Here is a 17919-nt window from a genome sequence, read left to right on the forward strand (position 1 = left end):
GACGCGTCAGACGGCCGAGGCCGCCTTGATCGCGGGTTCGAGATCGTTCCAGAGCGCTTCTGTGCCCTCCAGTCCGACATGCAGGCGCACGGAACGCGCGCTGATGCCGAACGTGTGGGCGGAGTTTGGCTGCGCCTTCTGTTCAAGCACCACTTCACCCGGGACGATCAGGCTTTCATGCCCACCCCAGGAAACACCCAGTTTGAAAAGTTTGAGGCGGTCGGCAAAAGCGCGCACATCCACCCCTTCCTTGAAAATGAAGGAAAACAGGCCAGACGTACCGTTGAGGCCGGGCGGCAGGCGGTTCGCCAATCCCGGATGGCAAACCTTTTCCACCACATCGAGCGCCTGCAGGCGGCTGGCAATATCCAACGCCGATGCCTGATGCGCCCTCATGCGCAGCGGCAGGGTGCGCAAGCCGCGGATCAGCAACCACGCATCGAAGGGCGACATCTTGCCACCGAGATAGGGATAGGTCTCTGCACGAATGCGGTCGATCATTGCCTTTGAACCGGCAACCACGCCGGAGACCACATCGCTGTGCCCGCCGAGATACTTCGACGCCGAATGCACGACGAGATCGACACCGAGCGAGATCGGCTGCTGGAAGACAGGGCTTGCCCAGGAATTATCGATGACGGTGACGGCGCCATGGCGCTTGCCGATCGCGGCGAGCGCACCGACATCATGGGCCTCCATCACCCAGCTGGTCGGGCTTTCCATGTAGAAGAGCTTCGCGCCGGGCATAGCCTTTTCAACCGCCGCCTCGTCGCGGCCGTCGACATAGACCACCTCGACATTCATGCGCTTCATGAAGGTGCCAAACAGGCGAAACGCATCGGGATAGACATGGCGCACCGCGACGATGCGGTCACCCGGCGAAACGAAGGAGAGAACGGTGGAGGAAATGGCCGACATGCCGCTGGCGAAGCCAAGCGCATCTTCCGCGCCCTCAAGCTTTGCCAGCATTTCCTCAAACATCCTGACGGTCGGGTTGAGCCCTCGCGTATAGACCGGCCGCACCTTTTCGCCGCGATAGGTGGAAACCATTTCGTCGTAGCTGGAAAAGGTGAAAAGCGAAGTCTGCACAAGCGGCGGGACCACAGCTTCGAAAGCGTGGGTCTCGTCATGGGCGACGATCAGAGAGGCGGGATCGAAGAGATCGTTGCCTTGGTTCATTTCGACATGTCCTTGATATCCTCCTCGACGACAGCGAGGATTTTCAGTGTTTCTTCACGGGCGGTCTCCGCATCGCCGGCGGCGATGGCGTTGAACAGCGTGCGGTGAAAAGGGAAGGAGCGGCTTGCAAAGTCCGGCCGGTCGAAAGGCTTCAGCCAGAAACGTTCGAAACCTTCGCGCATCTGCTCGAGCAGCTGCTTGAACAGCGAATTATGCGTGGCGTCATAGATGGAGAGGTGGAAGGCAAGGTCGGCCTTGCCGGACGTGCCTTCAGCCAGATGCACCCGCTCCATCTCATCGAGCCGCGCTTCCATCGTGGCGATATCCTCCACCGTGCGCCGGCGCGCCGCAGCCATCGAGGCCTCAACCTCGATGCCACGCCGGACTTCCAACGTCATCAACAACGCATCGCGCAGGCTTTCGGCATCGATGGAGATAGGCATATGGACGGTTGCGGCGGAAATCGGCTTTAGCAGATAATTGCCACTGCCCTTGCGGCTGTCGATAACGCCCAGCGCCTGAAATTTACGGATGACCTCGCGAATGGTGGAACGGCCGACACCCAGCGCCACCATCAGCTCTCGCTCGGCCGGCAACCGATCTCCAGCCTTCAGTCCCGCCCTCTCGACGTAATCGGAGAGTGCCGCCTCGACCTGGCGCACACGGTCGCTGGGTGGAATAGGCTGCATCAGTTCGCGGCTGAATCTATTCAAGACTTACCCTTTGAATTGGTCTGACATCTTACCATTTCAAACGGTTGATCGATTGTCAACGGGGAACGCAAGCAGCCTAAACAGGGAGATCACATCCCTGTTGAACCGCGTATTCGGGGAAAAATAGAAGGAAATTAGAGATTTGGGCGTTGGTAACGCTGGAGAAGGCTTACCGGCTGGGCAAAATTTGCGAGACGGCACAATCGACCGTAGGGCCTAGGACAGAAGGAAAAAACTTCTCCTCCGTCGTGCTCGGGCCAATCGCGAGCATCTGCCAGCTATTGATTTTACGATACGTGACTGGATCCCCGGAACGGGCCCGAGGATGACATCGAGTGTGGGGATACGTTAGTCAGGTGTCTGAGGGTGGCTGGTGCCACCCTCGCCCGTTTTGTCTTCTTACTGGCTAAGCACGGCCGCCTTGATGGTATCGATGTTGTGGTTGACCATATCGATATAGGTTGCGGCCGGGCCGTCGGCTGTCGAGAGCGCGTCGGAATAAAGCGTTCCGCCAACTTTCAGGCCGGTTTCCTTGGCAATCTGGTCCATCAACCGCTTGTCGGTGATGTTTTCGACGAAGATCGCCGAGGCCTTGTCGTGCTTGATCTGATCCACCAGCTTGGCGACGTCGGCGGCAGACGCTTCGGAATCCGTCGAGATACCTTCCGGCGCCAGGAATTCGAGACCATAGGCATGCTCGAAATAACCGAAGGCATCATGTGAGGTGATGATGTTGCGTTTTTCCGGCGGAATGGCGGCGATCTCGGTCTTCACCTTCTCGTTCAAAGCCGCGAGCTTGGCGATATAGGCCTGTGAATTGGCGGTGTAAGTTGCGCAACCGGCCTTGTCGACCTCGCAAAATGCGCCGGCGATGTTCTTCACGTATATTTCCGCATTCTTGATTGACTGCCAGGCATGTGGATCGAATTCACCGTGATTGTGTCCCTCATGGTCATGCGCTTCCTCTGCCTTGTGGTCGTGACCCGCCTCTTCCTCGGCTTCCGGATGTGCGTGACCGGCTGGCTCGTCGGAAATCCTGAGGGGTTTCACGCCCTTGGTCAGTTCCACCACCGGCGCCTTTGTGCCGCTGGTATCGATCAGCCGCTTAAGGAAGCCTTCAAATGCAAGGCCGTTCACCAGCACAACATCCGCCTTGCTGACGGCAACGGCATCGGCCGGGCGCGGCTCGTAGACATGCGCGTCGCCGTCAGGTCCGACGATCGTGGTGATTTCGACGCGGTTGCCGCCGACATTCTTCGCGAAGTCGGCAATGATCGAGAAGCTGGCCACGACCTTGAGTTCAGCCGCAGAAGCCTGCGCCATCAGGACTGGGGAAAGGGAGAGAAGGCTTACGCAGGTAGCAAGACGTAGGGTTTGGAACATGAAGGGTTCTCCTTTTTTCAAACGCTGTTTCAGGCCGTTCTGTGACGACCGGAACCGAGAAGATCGCGAAGCACACCGCGTGTGCCGACGACGATGGACAGGACATAAATGACGCCTGCGGACAGGATGATCGCCGGACCTGATGGCAGCGACGCGTGATAGGACAGAAGCAGGCCTGCAAAACACGAGACCATGCCGATGCCGATCGAGATGAAGCACATTGGCGCGACGCGATTGGACCAGAAGCGGCTGGCGGCAGCGGGCAGCATCATCAGGCCAACCGAAAGCAGGGTTCCGAGCGCCTGAAACCCGCCGACCAGATTGAGGACGACGATGGCGAGGAAGAGGAAGTGCACGGGACTCCCCCAGTTGCTGACCGAGCGCAGAAACAGGGGATCGAGGCATTCCGCCAGCAGCGCGCGCCAGAAAACCATCATCACCGTCAGCGTTACGACACAGATACCGCCGATGAGGCCGAGCGCTTCATTGTTCAGTGCCAGCACCGTGCCGAAAAGCACATGCATGAGATCGACACTGGAGCCGCGCCAGGAGACGAGCAGCACGCCGAGTGCCAGAGAAATGAGGTAAAAGGCTGCAAGCGAGGCGTCCTCCTTCTGGATGGTGAAGCGCGAAACCGCACCGGCACCCAGTGCCACCAGAAGACCGACGACCAGCCCGCCGATGGTCATCGGCAAAATCTCCAACCCGTAAAACAGAAAGCCCACCGCCGCCCCCGGCAAAATGGCGTGCGACATGGCATCACCCGTCAGGCTCATGCGGCGCAGCATCAGAAACACCCCGACCGGCCCGCAACTGACAGCAAGGATCAAGGCACCGGCAAGCGCACGCTGCATGAAGACATACTGGATGAATGGCTCGATGAAGAAATCAGACATGGATATGCGAATGCGCCTGCGAGTGTTTGGGGAAATCCTGCGGCTTTTCCGCCAGGTCGGCGTTCACCGTCGCTGCTGCGGGTTCGCACCATGGGGCGTCGCCGTCCCATGCCTCGTGAAACCGTCGTGCCTGCTGCATCATTTCGGGCCTTAAAACCTCCCGTGTCGGGCCAAAGCCCACCAACCGTCTGGCAAGCAGAAGCGTTTGCGGAAAATGCTGACGCACCAGCTCGTAGTCATGAAGAACGGCCAGAACCGTGCGCCCCTCGGCAACCCATGCTTTGATCAGCACCATGAGATCGGCGACGGTGCGCTCATCGACAGCGTTGAAGGGCTCATCCAGCAAAATCAGCTGCGCATCCTGCAACATGGCGCGGGCAAAAAGGGCGCGCTGCATCTGGCCGCCGGAGAGTGAATCGATATTGCGTTTTTCAAAGCCAGAAAGTCCGACCGCTTCCAGCACATGAGCCATGGCCGCCCGGTCCGACTGGCGATGGCGAGCGAGCAGGCCGCGTTTGGGCCAGAGACCAAGCGCGACCAGATCGCGCACCTGTGCCGGAAAGGAACGGTCGAGTTCAGACTGCTGCGGTAGATAGGCGACGGAAACGCCTGGAGTAACCCGGCATTCACCGCCAAGTGGCTTCAAAATGCCGGCGATGCCCTTCATCAGCGTCGACTTTCCCGACCCATTGGCGCCGACCACCGCCGTGAGCGACCCTTTGGCAATATCGCCATCCAGATGATGCACCGCCGCGCGGCCGGCATATCCGAGTGTCAGATTTTTAAAGGCAAGGCACGGATCGTTCATCGATCCCTCCGGGGCATGATGTCATTTGATGACCCCCTCATATGTAATGTTATTACATTCGTCAAACGAATATGTAATGAAATAACATTAACTATCGGAAAGGTAGGTTCCATCTCACATTGGACGAAACCTCCAGGATCACCTCGGGGGTATGGTCGTGCCAGGTTCTGGATTCCCTGGACAAGCCGAAGGAAGCATCCGGCAAGCAATTTTTCTAAAGCCAGTTGACACGCTGCGCTTATGTAATGTTATTACGTTACAAACAACAAGCGAGGTGACCACTAGCCCCGTCGTTCTCTACCGCAAGTCGTGACGACGATGACTCCCACGCTACCACCGCTAATAAAACGAGGCCCGCATGTCGAAAAAACTTCCTGTCACTGTCCTCTCCGGCTTTCTTGGTGCCGGAAAAACAACGCTTCTCAACCATATTCTCGCCAACCGCGACGGTCTGCGGGTCGCGTTGATCGTTAACGACATGAGCGAGATCAATATCGATGCGGCGCTTGTGCGAGATGGCGGCGCCAATCTTTCGCGCACCGAGGAACAGCTTGTGGAAATGACCAATGGCTGCATCTGTTGCACGCTGCGCGACGACCTTCTGAATGAGGTACGCGCGCTCGCCGAACAGGGCCGGTTCGATTATCTGCTGATCGAATCCACCGGCATTGCCGAGCCGCTGCCGGTGGCCGCCACTTTCGATTTTCGCGATGAAAACGGTCGCAGCCTTTCCGATGTCGCGCATCTGGACACGATGGTAACGGTGGTGGATGCCGCCAATCTTCTCAACGACTACGGTTCCTCTGACTTTCTTGCCGACCGTGGTGAGACGGCAGGCGAAGGCGACAACCGAACCATCGTAGACCTCCTGGTCGAGCAGATCGAATTTGCCGATGTCGTCGTCCTCAACAAGATCGGCACTGCCACGCCGGATGAGCGGGACGCCGCCCGCAAGATCATCGTCGGGCTGAACCCGGATGCGAAACTCATCGAGGCCGATTTCGGCAAGGTGGAACTGAAGGAGGTGCTGGGCACCGGCCGCTTCGATTTCGCCAAGGCCGAAGAACACCCGCTGTGGTTCAAGGAGTTGCACGGTTTCAAGGACCACATTCCCGAAACCGAGGAATATGGCATCCGCTCCTTCGTTTACCGCGCCAGGAAGCCTTTCGATCCCGTGCTGTTCCAGCGTTTTATCGACCGCGCCTGGCCGGGTGTGGTGCGCGCCAAAGGCTTCTTCTGGCTGGCCACGCGGCCAGCTTATGTCGGCGAGATAAGCCAGGCCGGCGCACTGGTGCGCACCGGCAAGATGGGCCTTTGGTGGTCCGCCGTGCCGAGCGAGCAATGGCCGCGCGAGCAGCAGTTCCTCGACATGATGAAGCCCTATCTCGACCCGGTCTTTGGCGACCGCCGGCAGGAAATCGTCTTCATCGGTTCCGATCCCATGAGCGAAGCGCGCATCCGCGCGCAGCTCGATGCGTGCCTGATCGACACAGATGCCTTCACCCCGGACGCATGGCGACACCTGCCCGACCCCTTCGCCAGCTGGGACCGGCAGGCGGCTTGATTGGTTCTCAACTCAAACCTTTTTGACGAGCGGATGCCTCTTTCGCCTTCTCCCCGCCGGGGAGAAGGTATCGGCAACGCAATTCAAAGAAAATTCAGCGTCACCAGCGTCAGCACAAGATAACGCCCAACCTTGGCAATGGTAACAAGCAAAAGAAAAACCGGCAGCGGCTCCTTCATGATGCCGGCCGCAACCGTCAGCGGATCGCCGATCAGCGGCGCCCAGCTGAGCAGCAGCGACCACTTGCCGTAACGCCTGTACCAGTTCTGGGCACGTTGCAGCGCGGCTTCCCCCACAGGAAACCACCGCCGATGCCGGAAGCGTTCGATGCCACGGCCGAGCAGCCAGTTGGCGAGGGATCCGGCGACATTGCCAGCGCTGGCAACAGTAACCAGCAGCCAGACCGGCTGGGACTTCAAAAGAATCAGGCCGGCAAGTGCGGCCTCCGACTGCATGGGCAGGATTGTTGCCGCGACAAAAGCCGTCAGAAACAAACCCGCATATACCGCCAGATCGGCCATTCCGTACCCTTCACATCTAGCGAATCCCGCTGCTCCTGAAGTGCCGGATGACGACACCTGTCGTCAAGCGCCATGGCGTTCGATACAGATGGCCTTACGGCGGATTGGCGGCAACGGATCTGACGATATCATCACGCTCTATATCCAGCAGCGCCTGGTGAATTGATAATTGCCGGGTTTCGCCGGATGCGGACAAAACGAGGATTACCGTTTCCTTCGGTGGGCAATCCGGCTGTACGCAGGCAATCTCGTTGACGGAAACGATCTCGTCTTCGCGGAGGGCAAGCAGCTCCCGCGTCCAGTGTTTCACAAGACGGGCCTGAGAGACTATCGCAGAGCCGCTGCGTGCAAGCGGATTTGCTCTTGCCGTCATCGGGAAACCTTTCTTGCTGCCTGCGAGGCCAATGCCTCGAAAAGATCGCGGATCGGCTGCTGCGGCATATCCATGCCGATGAGGACAACACGGGTTGCACGGTTGCCATCCGGCCAGCTTTCCAGACGGCTCAGCGGATAAAGCCGGTGCTGCACGGCATGGGCGACCACTGGACGGTCCGGATCATCCGTCGCACCGAAAACTCCCTTGAGCCGTAGAAGACCGGAATGCACGTTGCTGGTGACGAGTTCGAGAAAGGTAACGATCGCCTGCGGATCGAAAGCCCCATCGAACGTCAAATCGAACGCCTCTACCCCCGCACCATGACGGTTGATATCGTGCCCGTGCGCGGCATGCAGGCTCAGCCTGTCGGCGGCAAGCCAGCCCGTCACGTCTTCCGGCTTGTTACGCAACGAATAATCCGCCGGCGCAAACAGCGACATCAGATTGAAGTCGCGCGCGTTGCGGTCATGCAGACGCGCGGCAGGATTGAGATCGGAGAGGCTCTCACAGCCCATCTTCGCCCCGTCAGTGAGATCGGTTTTGGTCAAAACAATGTGATCGGCAAAGGCAAGCTGTTTCCAGCCCTCGATGAAACTGTCGAGCATCGCTTGGCCGGAGGTAATGTCGAAAACAGTAACGACGCCGGAGAGATGAAAGTGGCGGGCGACGATATGGTCGCGCAGGCCGGCGGCAGGCGTACCGCCGGGAATCAGGCTGTTGATGATCGGCGCAGGATCGGCAAGGCCGGTGGTTTCAATGACGACACGAGATATTTCCGGCACCACCCCTTCCAGAAAGGCCTGATGCAACTCGTAAAGCGAGGTGCGGATATCGCTGGTGGCGGTGCAGCAGATGCAGCCGGTCGTGGTCCTGAAATAACGCTCCGAACCGGTGCGGACCAGGCCGTGATCGATGGGCACCGAACCGAATTCGTTGACGATGACGGCGGCACCACGCATTTCCGGTTCGCTCAGAAGCTCGTTCAGAAGCGTGGTCTTGCCCGCCCCCAGAAAGCCGGTAAGCAGTGTGACAGGCACCGTTCCGGTGGATGGGGTGACGGACGAGACGTCTTCTGGTGCAACCGCCTTCTTCCGCTTCATTCCGAACACATCCGCACCTTCAAGCAGCAAATCTTGGAGAGACTTAATACGTAATGTAATAACATATCAATACTCCTTGTTAGAAATTCCTCTTGAACATTGCCTCCGCAGACCGCTTCCGGTATCCCGTCCCGAGCCTTGCCCGCAAGCACACGAAAAAACCAAAGCGGACCCAAAATGGAATAATAAAACCGTTTCGTTCACTTTCGTTTTTTTCGTTCCACCGTCTATTGCATTTTCATTAGAGTTCGCTTTAAATCAGACCGCTAATACAGAAAAGCTCGCCCGCAGCTATATCGAGGAGGATAGGCTGCAATAAGGGGCTGTATCTTTTACTGTTTTTAAAATGGGAGGAATCGCCTTGAAAAAACTCAGCTACCATCTTGCTGCGGCATCTGCGCTTTCGTTTTTTGTCACATCGAACGCATTCGCCGCGACGGAAATTCAGTGGTGGCATGCCATGACCGGCGCCAATAACGAGGTCGTGGACGCGCTCGCGAAAGAGTTCAACGATAGCCAGACAAACTACAAGATCATGCCCGTCTTCAAGGGCACCTATCCGGAAACCCTGAATGCCGGCATTGCGGCATTCCGCGCCAAGCAGCCGCCGGCGATCATTCAGGTCTTCGACGCCGGTTCCGGCGTGATGATGGGTGCTGCCGGTGCAATCAAACCGGTGGCAGAAGTACTGAAGGAAGGTGGCTACACCTTCAACAAGGACGAATATCTGGCCGGCATCGTCGCCTATTATTCCAAGCCTGACGGGACCATGCTGTCCTTCCCCTATAATTCGTCCTCGCCGATCCTCTATTACAACAAGGATACCTTCCAGAAGGCAGGCCTTGACCCGGCAAATCCGCCGAAGACCTGGCCGGAAGTTTTCGAAGCTGCCAAGAAGATCAAGACAAGCGGCGCTGCCCAATGCGGCTTCACCTCAACATGGTTGACCTGGATCCAGACCGAAAACTTTGCCGCATGGAACAACGTCTCCTATGGCAGCAATGAAAACGGGCTGGGCGGCACCGATGTGAAGCTTGCCGTCAACGCGCCGCTCTTCGTCGAACACTTCCAGGCCATTGCCGACCTGGCGAAAGACGGCACCTTCCGTTACGGCGGGCGCACTTCGGAAGCCAAGCAGCTGTTCATGTCCGGCGAATGCGGCATCCTTACCGAATCCTCCGGCGGCCTTGGCGATATCATCAAGACCGGCATGAATTACGGTATCGGCCAGCTTCCCTATTACGAGGGTCATGGTCCGCAGAACACCATTCCCGGCGGCGCGAGCCTCTGGGTCTTCGGCGGCAAGAGCGATGCCGAATATAAAGGTGTGGCCGAGTTCTTCCATTTCCTTTCCCAGACCAAGATCCAGTCTCGTCTGCATCAGGTCTCCGGATACATGCCGGTAACGATCGCGGCCTATGAGGAAACCAAGAAATCCGGCTTCTATGACAAGAATCCCGGCCGCGAAACGCCGCTTCTGCAGATGATGGGCAAGCCACCGACAGAAAACTCCAAGGGCGTGCGCCTCGTGAACCTGCCGCAGGTCCGCGACATCATGAACGAAGAGTTCGAGGCGATGCTGGCCGGCAAGCAGGACGCGAAATCCGCACTCGACAAGATTGTCACGCGCGGTGATGCGGCCATCAAGCAGGCAACCGGCAACTAAACGATCCCTGCCCCCGCCCGCATCCTTACCCGGTGCGGGCGGTATTCCCATTTCATCAGGAGATCGCCGTGCAAAGCGTCGTATTCCCCAACAAGATCCTGCCCTATCTGCTGGTCGCGCCACAGATCATCCTGACGGTGATCTTTTTCTTCTGGCCCGCAAGTCAGGCGCTCTACCAGTCGACCATGCGCGAGGATGCCTTCGGGCTGAACAGCAATTTCGTCGGGCTGGCCAATTTTTCCGCCGTACTTTCGGATGAAAGCTATCTGAACGCGTTGCACGTCACGGTTATTTTCAGCGTCCTGACCGCACTCGTCTCGATGGGGCTGGCATTGCTTCTGGCAACGGCGGCAGACCGCGTGGTGCGCGGCAAGGGTTTTTACCGCACCATGATGATCATGCCCTATGCTGTGGCACCCGCCGTCGCTGGCATGCTGTGGCTGTTCATGTTCAATCCGGCCATGGGAACCTTCTCCTACATCCTGCGCCGCAACGGCATCATGTGGGACCCGCTGCTCAACGGCAATCAGGCCATGCTGCTCGTGGTCGCAGCCGCAGCATGGAAGCAGATCAGCTACAATTTCCTGTTTTTTGTCGCAGGCTTGCAGGCAATTCCGAAATCATTGCTGGAGGCGGCCTCCATTGACGGCGCACGCGGTTCGCGGCGCTTCTGGACCATCGTTTTCCCGCTGCTGGCGCCGACAACCTTCTTCCTGCTGGTCGTCAACACCGTCTATGCCTTCTTCGATACATTCGGCATCATCCACGCAGTTACTGGCGGCGGCCCTGCCAAGGCGACAGAAACACTGGTCTACAAGGTCTACAATGATGGCTTCGTTAACCTGAACCTCGGCTCTTCCGCCGCGCAATCCGTCATCCTGATGGTGATCGTCATTGCGTTGACCGCCTTCCAGTTCCGCTTCGTCGAGAAGCGCGTGCACTACGGCTGAGGATTTCCTGATGATTGAAAATCGCCCGGTCGCCCGCGTGATCGCCCATTTGATGCTGGTTCTCGGCATCATCATCGTGGCCTTCCCGATCTACTACACCTTCATCGCGTCATCCATGACGTCGAATGACATCATTCGCCCACCGATGTCGCTGCTGCCCGGCGACCATCTTGGTGAAAACTATACAGACGCCATGGTCGGCGGCGTCGAAAGAGTGGTCGGCGTCAGCCTTGAACGGCTGCTGTTCAACAGCTTCGTGGTGGCGCTCGCCATTGCCATCGGCAAGATCGTCATTTCTTTCCTGTCGGCTTTCGCAATCGTATTTTTCCGTTTTCCCTTCCGCATGGGCTTCTTCTGGATGATCTTCATCACGCTCATGCTGCCGGTCGAGGTGCGTATCCTGCCCACCTACAAGGTCATCGTCGACCTCGGGCTTATCGATACCTATGCGGGACTGACGCTTCCGCTGATGGCGTCCGCGACGGCGACGTTCCTGTTCCGGCAGTTTTTCCTGACCATTCCCGGCGAAATGGTCGAGGCGGCTCGTATCGACAATGCAGGACCGTTCCGCTTCATGCGCGATATTCTGCTGCCGCTGTCGAAAACCAATATCGCCGCTCTCTTCGTGATCCTGTTCATCTATGGCTGGACCCAGTATCTCTGGCCGCTGCTCGTGACCAACGATGCCAAGATGAACACAATCATCATCGGCCTCAAGCGCATGGTGGATTTCACCGACGCTTCGACGCCCTGGAATTATGTGATGGTGACGGCGATCCTCGCCATCATCCCCCCGATTATCGTTGTGGTGCTGATGCAGCGCTGGTTCGTCAAAGGTTTGGTGGAGACCGAGAAGTAATGGCAAAAATTGCGCTGAAAGACGTCCGCAAGGTTTACGGCGGCAATGTCGACGCCATCAAGGGCGTATCGATGGATATAGCCGATGGCGAGATGATCGTATTGGTCGGCCCCTCCGGCTGCGGAAAATCAACATTGCTGCGCATGATCGCCGGGCTGGAAAGCATATCGGGCGGTGAGATCGTCATCGGCGACCGCGTCGTCAACGATCTCGAACCGTCAGACCGTGATATTGCCATGGTGTTCCAGAACTACGCGCTATACCCGCATATGACAGTGCGGCAGAACCTCGCCTATGGCCTCAAGAACCGCAACACGCCGAAGGACGAGATCGACCGGCGTATCACCGAGGCAGCCAAGGCGCTGGAAATCGAACAATATCTGGAGCGCAGGCCGCGCCAGCTCTCGGGTGGCCAGCGCCAGCGCGTGGCAATGGGCCGTGCCATCGTGCGCAAGCCCGCTGCATTCCTGTTCGATGAGCCGCTGTCCAACCTCGATGCCAAGCTGCGCGTGCAGATGCGCGTCGAAATCCGCCGCCTGCAACGCTCTCTCGCCACCACCAGCGTCTACGTAACCCATGATCAGATGGAAGCCATGACGCTGGCCGACCGCCTCGTGGTGCTGAATGCCGGCCGCATCGAGCAGATCGGCACTCCGATCGAGCTTTACGAAAAACCGGCCACCACCTTCGTCGCCACCTTCATCGGTTCGCCCTCCATGAACCTCCTGCCCTACGGCACCCCATCGGCTAACGGTGCATCCGGGTGGTCGGTGAATGGATCAGGCGCGCTGCCGCAAACCACCGCAACACTGGGCATCCGTCCGGAAGACATCACGCTCGCGGAAACAGAAGCTCCCGATGCCGCTTTCACTGGCACCGTGCGGGTGGACGCCGTGGAACTGGTGGGCGCGGAAAGCTACGTGCATGGCTCCTTCACAGACGGCACCACCATCGTCTTCCGCGTTCCCGGCCGCTCGCAGCTTGGTATCGGCGAGAACCTGCGGATTGCCGCCCAGACGAAGGACTTCCATCTGTTCGATGCGGCGGGGAAGCGGATTTAGGGTCTTACGAAAGACAAGGAGACACCCGCCTCTCGGCGGGTGCTCGGACTACCAGACCAGCTCGACCTGTGGCCTACCGTTGGAGGTTTTCTCCACGGTACGTCCGGACGTATCGATATTGCAGTGGATACGCTGCCTGAAAGCCGAGAAGCTTTCGAAGGTCACCACATCCACGGGATCGTCGAGATGCAGGGTCAGCCGGTAGCGTTCCGGGTCGCCGCCGAGCGCTTGCACGCCCAGAACGGAGGCTACGAAGGGCTGGCCTAGATAGAGGCCTTCCACCCGCGAACCAAGAAGATAGGGATTGAATGCGGGACGGTTTCCCGCCGTGGCATGCAGGGTGTTCCAGTCGCGGAAGCCATATTGCGCGGCGATGAGTTCCAGCGCCTTTGAATGGGTGATTGCCTGCCCCTCCCCTTCAAGGGCGGCGCGCAGCCGTTTTGCCTGCTCTTTCAGTCCCTCAAGCGCGGGAAGCGGTTTGGACACGTTCATAACGGTTCTCCAACATGCGCATGCCGTATTTTTCCGAAGGGGTCCGCGTTGCCATCGACGACATGCAAAACATGGGGATGACCGTTATTCCAAAAAGAGCTTCACCAAGGGCGTAAACGCCTGCGGACGGCCGGGGCTCTTCTGCCCGTGGCCGTCCATATAGCTCAGAAAGCGCCGCCCGTCAAAGGCAGCGACGGCGCGAGGCCAAGGGGTCAGAAGCGATAGGTGATACCCGCACCGATCAACCAGGGATCGAGTTTCGCTTTGCCGCTGATTGGCGCACCGCCAAGTTCTGCGGTCCAGTCGGTCTTCAGGAAAATCTTCTTCACGTCGAAGTTCACGCCCCAATGTTCGTCCAGCATATAGTCGAAACCCACCTGCACGGCCGCGCCGAACTTGTTCTTGACATCAAGATTGCTGAAGCCGGGTTTTTCGGACTGGTTGTAGAACATCGAATAGTTCACGCCCGCGCCGATATAGGGCTTGAAGGCGCCGAAATCAGTAAAGTGATATTGCAGGGTCAGCGTCGGCGGCAGCAACCATGTCTTGCCCACCGGCGTGCCGGCCAGCACACCCTCGCCGTTGATCTTGGCGTATGTGGTACCGAGGATGAGTTCGGCAGCGATATTCGGGGTGAAGAAATAGCTGATGTCGAGTTCAGGAATAACCGTATCCGAATAGGAGAGACCCGCACCAGGCACACCGTCAACGCTGCCGCTGTCATGGGTGATGACCCCGAGACCACGCACACGCAGCATCCATGGGCTCGCCGCCGCAATCGCCTCTTCAGCGGTGGGGGCTGGTGCCGGCGTGGCCAGATCTGCCGCCATCGCGTTGGCCGACATCAGCATCGCCGCGACGCTCACCGTAAAACTGGCAAGCAAGGCGGTTTTTTTCTTCCTGTTCGTCATTCCATCTCTCCTATCGCGCGCCGCAGCCGGGCAAGCCCGGGAAACCGGCTGATGGCGGCGGGCCTTCGCGAATCCTCGCTTGCCGCAGCCGCTACGGCCACTATCGCCAAGGGAGAGGTGAGCGGATTGAGATGGATCAAACCGAAAGGCGAACGATAAGCCCGGGCAGCTACCCGGTGCTTGGTGTGACAAATACGCAACGGATAGTCATGACAACGGTCAAAATAGCAGGCCCGGCAGGCGGAAGTCGGCCTGCTTTCACAAGCCTTCTCCTTTGCAATCTCAGGCGGCCTGCGGTGCCAAAGTCGCGGAACCCGGCTTTTTGAGAAGCAGTACCGAGACAGCGGCGATCATGCACATCACGCCGGCAATCTGTAGTGCGGGCATGTATGTGTCGAAGTCGCTCTTGAAGAAACCTGCGCCAAAGGCAGCGGTGGCGGCCCCCAACTGATGCCCCGCAAACACCCAGCCGAAAACCAGGCCCGCTTTTTCGCGGCCGAAACTCTCAGCGGCAAGCTTCACCGTTGGCGGCACGGTTGCCACCCAGTCCAGCCCGTAAAACACGGCGAAGACCGAAAGCTCCACGAAGCTGAAGCCCGAGAAGGAGAGATAGATCAGGGACAGCCCGCGCAGACCGTAAAACCAGAAGAGCAGGAAGCGGTTGTCGAAACGGTCAGAAAGCCAGCCGGCGAAGATGGTGCCGAAGAAATCGAAAATGCCGATCACAGCCAGTGTGCCGGCCGCCGTGACCGCCGCCATGCCGAAATCACCGCAGATGGAAATCCAGTGTGTCTGGATAAGGCCGTTGGTGGAAAGTCCACAGACGAAGAACGTGCCGAAAAGCACCCAGAAAACCGGGTTTCCAGACACACTCTTCAACGTCAGTATCGGGGATGCCAGTGTTGCAAGAAACTTGTGGTCCTGCTTCGGCGGTTTTACCACCACCGTCTCGCCATAGGCTGGCAGGCCGACATCGGCGGGATGGTCACGCATCAAGAGCAGCACGAGAATCATGGCGATAGCAATCACCGCAACGGATAGCGTCAGCGCGGTGCGCCAGCCATAAGCCTCCGTCAGCGCCGCGAGCAAAGGCAGAAAAACCAGCTGGCCGGTGGCGTTACTGGCCGTCATCAGGCCGATCACCAGTCCCCGGCGCTTCGAAAACCAGCGCGACGCCACGGTCGCGCCCAGCACCAGTGCCGTCATGCCGGTGCCAACACCGATCACCACGCCCCATAACAGCAACAGCTGCCACACCTCAGTCATGAAGAACGAGGCGACGATGCCGCCCATGATCAGCGCAAGGGCCGTCGACACGACCTGGCGAATACCGAAATGGTTCATGAAGGCAGCGGCAAAAGGCCCGAGCAGGCCGAAGAGCACCAGCCTGACCGCCATGGCAGATGAAATATCGGCAATATCCCAGCCGAACTCCTGATGCAGCGGCTGGATCATCACCCCGGCCGATCCCATCGCGCCGGCGGTTGCCAGCATCGTCAAAAAGGTGGTTGCGGCAACAAGCCAGCCATAATGTATGTTTCTGTCGGCCATCCAGCTGGCAAGGCGTGTGGAGAGCATGTTCAAAATCCCTTTCCAGCGGCCAGCGGCCGAAATTTTACGGGTATATACCCTATATTGCGGGCAGATACCCGTTTTATCATCAAAAAAAATTACAGGGCTGCGAGTAGTTCCTGCAATTGAGCGGTTTTTTCCGGGCCAAGCCGGGCCTCGATTTCGTCCTGTACTCCGTCCCAGAGGGGCGCGCCTGTTTTCAGTATCTCCTGCCCCTGCTCCGTCACGGTCAGCATCGCTTCGCGCTGATCCTCGCCATGGCCGATGGCCACCAGCCCCATGCGGGCTAGCACCTTGGTATTGCGGCCAACGGTCGAGCGGTCCAGTTCCACCCGCGCGGCGAGATCGGTGAGCGACACCGGCGCCATGCGGTTGATGTTCCGCAACAGGCTGAACTGGCCGATATTAACGCCAAGCGGCGCCAGCGCCTCGTCGTAATAGGACGAGACCTTACGGGATGCTTTGCGCAGCAGGATGCAGTGACAACTATCGTTTGGCATTTGTCTCGGGTATATACCCGCAAATTCTACTGCGCAAGAGATGTTCGGAAATTATTGTACGGAGTCACAGAATCTGACCCGGAGTCACCAAAATGACATCAGCAAGTTATAAATTTTAGAAATGTATGTTGATAATCTCTGACCAAAAATCGCATCCTGGCATAAATCACGAACATTTTCTTTATTATTTCGGTGATTAAATCTCGAAATGAAAGATACGAAACTTGATTCCAATTCACAGTCCATTCGAAATTCAATCCATTACACAATACAACTTAAAATTTTCGAGAACTATTTTTCCGTATATTTTTAAATTATTGAAACCTGCCGCTATTTACGTTTTGATGCGATCTATTTTTTACAAACCAAATGCCGCCGAGACGATCTTTTGAGCGGGAATTTGGCACCCTCAGAACATCGACCGCAGAGACTCAACTGCAAGCCCTTACAGCCGGAAAAGGTGCTCGATCCTCAGTGAAAGCGAATTCGTATGGCGTCCTGCTGCCAAATTATTGGACCCAATGTGCATGTGCTCCTCGGATTGTGTCCGAGCTGACAGTAGCGTAGCCAACCAACTCGTCTAACGTCCGCCAAACGTTGCTCGGGTACCCTTAAACGATCGAAGCGGTCATCGTTGCCTCTGAATGGCAACTTTCAGTGCCATTGGTAAGGGCTTTTGTAGGTTTCGCGGTTCCGCTCCTCAGGAAGGAATTTGATGAGCGACCCCAGATTTGCTCAACTAAATTGGGATCGTCTAACTGACTAACGCAAGTAGCCCCAATTCACATGGGCTTGCCTCGTATAATTCACCAGAGGTCCCCAAAGCTTCTCGCCGTTCACCGTAAACCGCCTCATGGCATCGAACATCGCATCCTTTTTGAATGGTACGTGAATGGCTTGAGCCGAGCCGTTATTAATCCGTGCCTCAAGAGACGCTGGCCATAATCCCGACAGAGCGGCAGGGTCGAGAATAGAATTATATCCCGTGTACGCAACAATCAGCGGTAGCTCGTAATAGTCCACAGCCATCTCAATTTCCCAGGAGAGCAAACTCCCAGTCCTTCGCGTGTCGCGCGATATGATAACGACCATGTTCTTCGAGCCGGACAAGCGCTGTCGTATGCTTGCTTGAAGCGTACTCAATTTGCTCGAATCTCGGACGGAGTTTGCTTTGTCGTGGCTGTTCACGAATTTGAAATCGATATGTCCTGCGCTATTCCAGCCTTGTACGGTCGCATAGTATCGGAAATCGGATTTTGTTGGGTCTGCTTGCCCCAAACCATCGAAAGCAAAGTACGTACCTGTCCTATTCAAGATTTACAACCTCCTCATCCGATGGTTAATCAACTTACATCGATCATTTGACAC

18 protein-coding genes are annotated in these 17919 nt (G+C 57.6%); 5 read left to right on the forward strand and 13 right to left on the reverse strand.

Annotation, left to right across the window (positions count from 1 at the left end; genetic code table 11):
- Positions 1–6 precede the first annotated feature (6 nt).
- The 5 genes from G6L97_RS15130 to aztA form a co-directional block, all read right to left on the reverse strand.
- The gene (locus G6L97_RS15130) at positions 7–1179 is read right to left on the reverse strand and encodes a PLP-dependent transferase (RefSeq protein WP_003510623.1); all 1173 of its coding nucleotides are present in this window, start codon (positions 1177–1179) and stop codon (positions 7–9) included.
- On the reverse strand, positions 1176–1868 hold the full coding sequence (locus G6L97_RS15135) for a FadR/GntR family transcriptional regulator (protein WP_003510624.1): 693 nt from the start codon (positions 1866–1868) through the stop codon (positions 1176–1178). The genes G6L97_RS15130 and G6L97_RS15135 overlap by 4 nt, the downstream gene beginning before the upstream one ends.
- 423 nt (positions 1869–2291) lie before the next feature.
- Positions 2292–3275, reverse strand: coding sequence for a zinc ABC transporter substrate-binding protein AztC (aztC, locus tag G6L97_RS15140; protein ID WP_003510626.1), 984 nt, complete (start codon positions 3273–3275; stop codon positions 2292–2294).
- Positions 3276–3304: 29 nt separating this feature from the next.
- Positions 3305–4171 (reverse strand): zinc ABC transporter permease AztB, encoded by an 867-nt coding sequence (aztB, locus tag G6L97_RS15145; protein WP_003510628.1) that lies wholly within the window; start codon positions 4169–4171, stop codon positions 3305–3307.
- Positions 4164–4979 (reverse strand): zinc ABC transporter ATP-binding protein AztA, encoded by an 816-nt coding sequence (aztA, locus tag G6L97_RS15150; protein WP_065702999.1) that lies wholly within the window; start codon positions 4977–4979, stop codon positions 4164–4166. The genes aztB and aztA overlap by 8 nt, the downstream gene beginning before the upstream one ends.
- A 358-nt stretch (positions 4980–5337) precedes the next feature.
- Between aztA and zigA the strand changes: the two genes are divergently transcribed.
- Positions 5338–6543, forward strand: a complete 1206-nt coding sequence (gene zigA / locus G6L97_RS15155; RefSeq protein ID WP_003510636.1) for a zinc metallochaperone GTPase ZigA — start codon at positions 5338–5340, stop codon at positions 6541–6543.
- An 83-nt stretch (positions 6544–6626) separates the two neighbouring features.
- Here zigA and G6L97_RS15160 read toward each other — a convergent pair whose 3' ends face one another.
- The 3 genes from G6L97_RS15160 to G6L97_RS15170 all read right to left on the reverse strand — a co-directional run bounded on the left by G6L97_RS15160 (position 6627) and on the right by G6L97_RS15170 (position 8540).
- Positions 6627–7064, reverse strand: a complete 438-nt coding sequence (locus G6L97_RS15160) for a YqaA family protein (protein ID WP_003510639.1) — start codon at positions 7062–7064, stop codon at positions 6627–6629.
- Between the two features lie 94 nt (positions 7065–7158).
- The gene (locus G6L97_RS15165) at positions 7159–7437 is read right to left on the reverse strand and encodes a hypothetical protein (protein ID WP_174003223.1); all 279 of its coding nucleotides are present in this window, start codon (positions 7435–7437) and stop codon (positions 7159–7161) included.
- The gene (locus G6L97_RS15170) at positions 7434–8540 is read right to left on the reverse strand and encodes a CobW family GTP-binding protein (protein ID WP_174003224.1); all 1107 of its coding nucleotides are present in this window, start codon (positions 8538–8540) and stop codon (positions 7434–7436) included. Before G6L97_RS15170 ends, G6L97_RS15165 begins: the two co-directional genes overlap by 4 nt.
- A gap of 355 nt (positions 8541–8895) precedes the next feature.
- Here G6L97_RS15170 and ugpB point away from each other — a divergent pair, with 355 nt between their 5' ends.
- The 4 genes from ugpB to G6L97_RS15190 all read left to right on the forward strand — a co-directional run bounded on the left by ugpB (position 8896) and on the right by G6L97_RS15190 (position 13076).
- Entirely contained in the window at positions 8896–10206 is a 1311-nt protein-coding gene (gene ugpB, locus G6L97_RS15175; RefSeq protein ID WP_174003538.1) for a sn-glycerol-3-phosphate ABC transporter substrate-binding protein UgpB, read from the forward strand.
- Positions 10207–10274: 68 nt separating this feature from the next.
- A complete protein-coding gene (ugpA, locus tag G6L97_RS15180) occupies positions 10275–11156 on the forward strand; it encodes a sn-glycerol-3-phosphate ABC transporter permease UgpA (protein ID WP_003510646.1) in 882 nt (293 codons plus the stop codon).
- Positions 11157–11166: 10 nt separating this feature from the next.
- Positions 11167–12015: a sn-glycerol-3-phosphate ABC transporter permease UgpE gene (gene ugpE, locus G6L97_RS15185; RefSeq protein WP_003510648.1), complete on the forward strand. Its 849-nt coding sequence runs from the start codon at positions 11167–11169 to the stop codon at positions 12013–12015.
- Positions 12015–13076 (forward strand): sn-glycerol-3-phosphate import ATP-binding protein UgpC, encoded by a 1062-nt coding sequence (locus G6L97_RS15190; protein WP_013761452.1) that lies wholly within the window; start codon positions 12015–12017, stop codon positions 13074–13076. Before ugpE ends, G6L97_RS15190 begins: the two co-directional genes overlap by 1 nt.
- Before the next feature lie 48 nt (positions 13077–13124).
- On the opposite strand, the gene G6L97_RS15195 is transcribed toward G6L97_RS15190, so the two are convergent.
- The 5 genes from G6L97_RS15195 to G6L97_RS15215 all read right to left on the reverse strand — a co-directional run bounded on the left by G6L97_RS15195 (position 13125) and on the right by G6L97_RS15215 (position 17865).
- Positions 13125–13568 (reverse strand): glyoxalase superfamily protein, encoded by a 444-nt coding sequence (locus tag G6L97_RS15195; protein ID WP_174003227.1) that lies wholly within the window; start codon positions 13566–13568, stop codon positions 13125–13127.
- A 212-nt stretch (positions 13569–13780) separates the two neighbouring features.
- Positions 13781–14479: an OmpW/AlkL family protein gene (locus G6L97_RS15200; RefSeq protein ID WP_174003229.1), complete on the reverse strand. Its 699-nt coding sequence runs from the start codon at positions 14477–14479 to the stop codon at positions 13781–13783.
- 282 nt (positions 14480–14761) lie between these two features.
- Entirely contained in the window at positions 14762–16057 is a 1296-nt protein-coding gene (locus G6L97_RS15205; RefSeq protein WP_013761455.1) for an MFS transporter, read from the reverse strand.
- A 92-nt stretch (positions 16058–16149) separates the two neighbouring features.
- Positions 16150–16551 carry a MarR family winged helix-turn-helix transcriptional regulator gene (locus G6L97_RS15210; RefSeq protein WP_003510658.1) on the reverse strand — a complete coding sequence of 134 codons (402 nt, stop codon included), beginning with the start codon at positions 16549–16551 and terminating at the stop codon, positions 16150–16152.
- A 762-nt stretch (positions 16552–17313) separates the two neighbouring features.
- Positions 17314–17865, reverse strand: a complete 552-nt coding sequence (locus G6L97_RS15215; protein ID WP_174003232.1) for a TIR domain-containing protein — start codon at positions 17863–17865, stop codon at positions 17314–17316.
- Positions 17866–17919: the final 54 nt, after the last annotated feature.

The organism is Agrobacterium tumefaciens, from assembly GCF_013318015.2.
Lineage (GTDB): Bacteria > Pseudomonadota > Alphaproteobacteria > Rhizobiales > Rhizobiaceae > Agrobacterium > Agrobacterium tumefaciens.

Coding starts and splice junctions, on each gene's coding strand:
- G6L97_RS15170 (WP_174003224.1), bottom strand. CDS start 8,540: ATGAAGCGGAAGAAGGCGGTTGCACCAGAAGACGTCTCGTCCGTCACC.
- G6L97_RS15210 (WP_003510658.1), bottom strand. CDS start 16,551: ATGCCAAACGATAGTTGTCACTGCATCCTGCTGCGCAAAGCATCCCGT.
- aztA (WP_065702999.1), bottom strand. CDS start 4,979: ATGAACGATCCGTGCCTTGCCTTTAAAAATCTGACACTCGGATATGCC.
- G6L97_RS15205 (WP_013761455.1), bottom strand. CDS start 16,057: ATGCTCTCCACACGCCTTGCCAGCTGGATGGCCGACAGAAACATACAT.
- G6L97_RS15130 (WP_003510623.1), bottom strand. CDS start 1,179: ATGAACCAAGGCAACGATCTCTTCGATCCCGCCTCTCTGATCGTCGCC.
- aztC (WP_003510626.1), bottom strand. CDS start 3,275: ATGTTCCAAACCCTACGTCTTGCTACCTGCGTAAGCCTTCTCTCCCTT.
- G6L97_RS15195 (WP_174003227.1), bottom strand. CDS start 13,568: ATGAACGTGTCCAAACCGCTTCCCGCGCTTGAGGGACTGAAAGAGCAG.
- ugpE (WP_003510648.1), top strand. CDS start 11,167: ATGATTGAAAATCGCCCGGTCGCCCGCGTGATCGCCCATTTGATGCTG.
- G6L97_RS15200 (WP_174003229.1), bottom strand. CDS start 14,479: ATGACGAACAGGAAGAAAAAAACCGCCTTGCTTGCCAGTTTTACGGTG.
- G6L97_RS15190 (WP_013761452.1), top strand. CDS start 12,015: ATGGCAAAAATTGCGCTGAAAGACGTCCGCAAGGTTTACGGCGGCAAT.
- G6L97_RS15135 (WP_003510624.1), bottom strand. CDS start 1,868: ATGCAGCCTATTCCACCCAGCGACCGTGTGCGCCAGGTCGAGGCGGCA.
- G6L97_RS15165 (WP_174003223.1), bottom strand. CDS start 7,437: ATGACGGCAAGAGCAAATCCGCTTGCACGCAGCGGCTCTGCGATAGTC.
- aztB (WP_003510628.1), bottom strand. CDS start 4,171: ATGTCTGATTTCTTCATCGAGCCATTCATCCAGTATGTCTTCATGCAG.
- zigA (WP_003510636.1), top strand. CDS start 5,338: ATGTCGAAAAAACTTCCTGTCACTGTCCTCTCCGGCTTTCTTGGTGCC.
- G6L97_RS15160 (WP_003510639.1), bottom strand. CDS start 7,064: ATGGCCGATCTGGCGGTATATGCGGGTTTGTTTCTGACGGCTTTTGTC.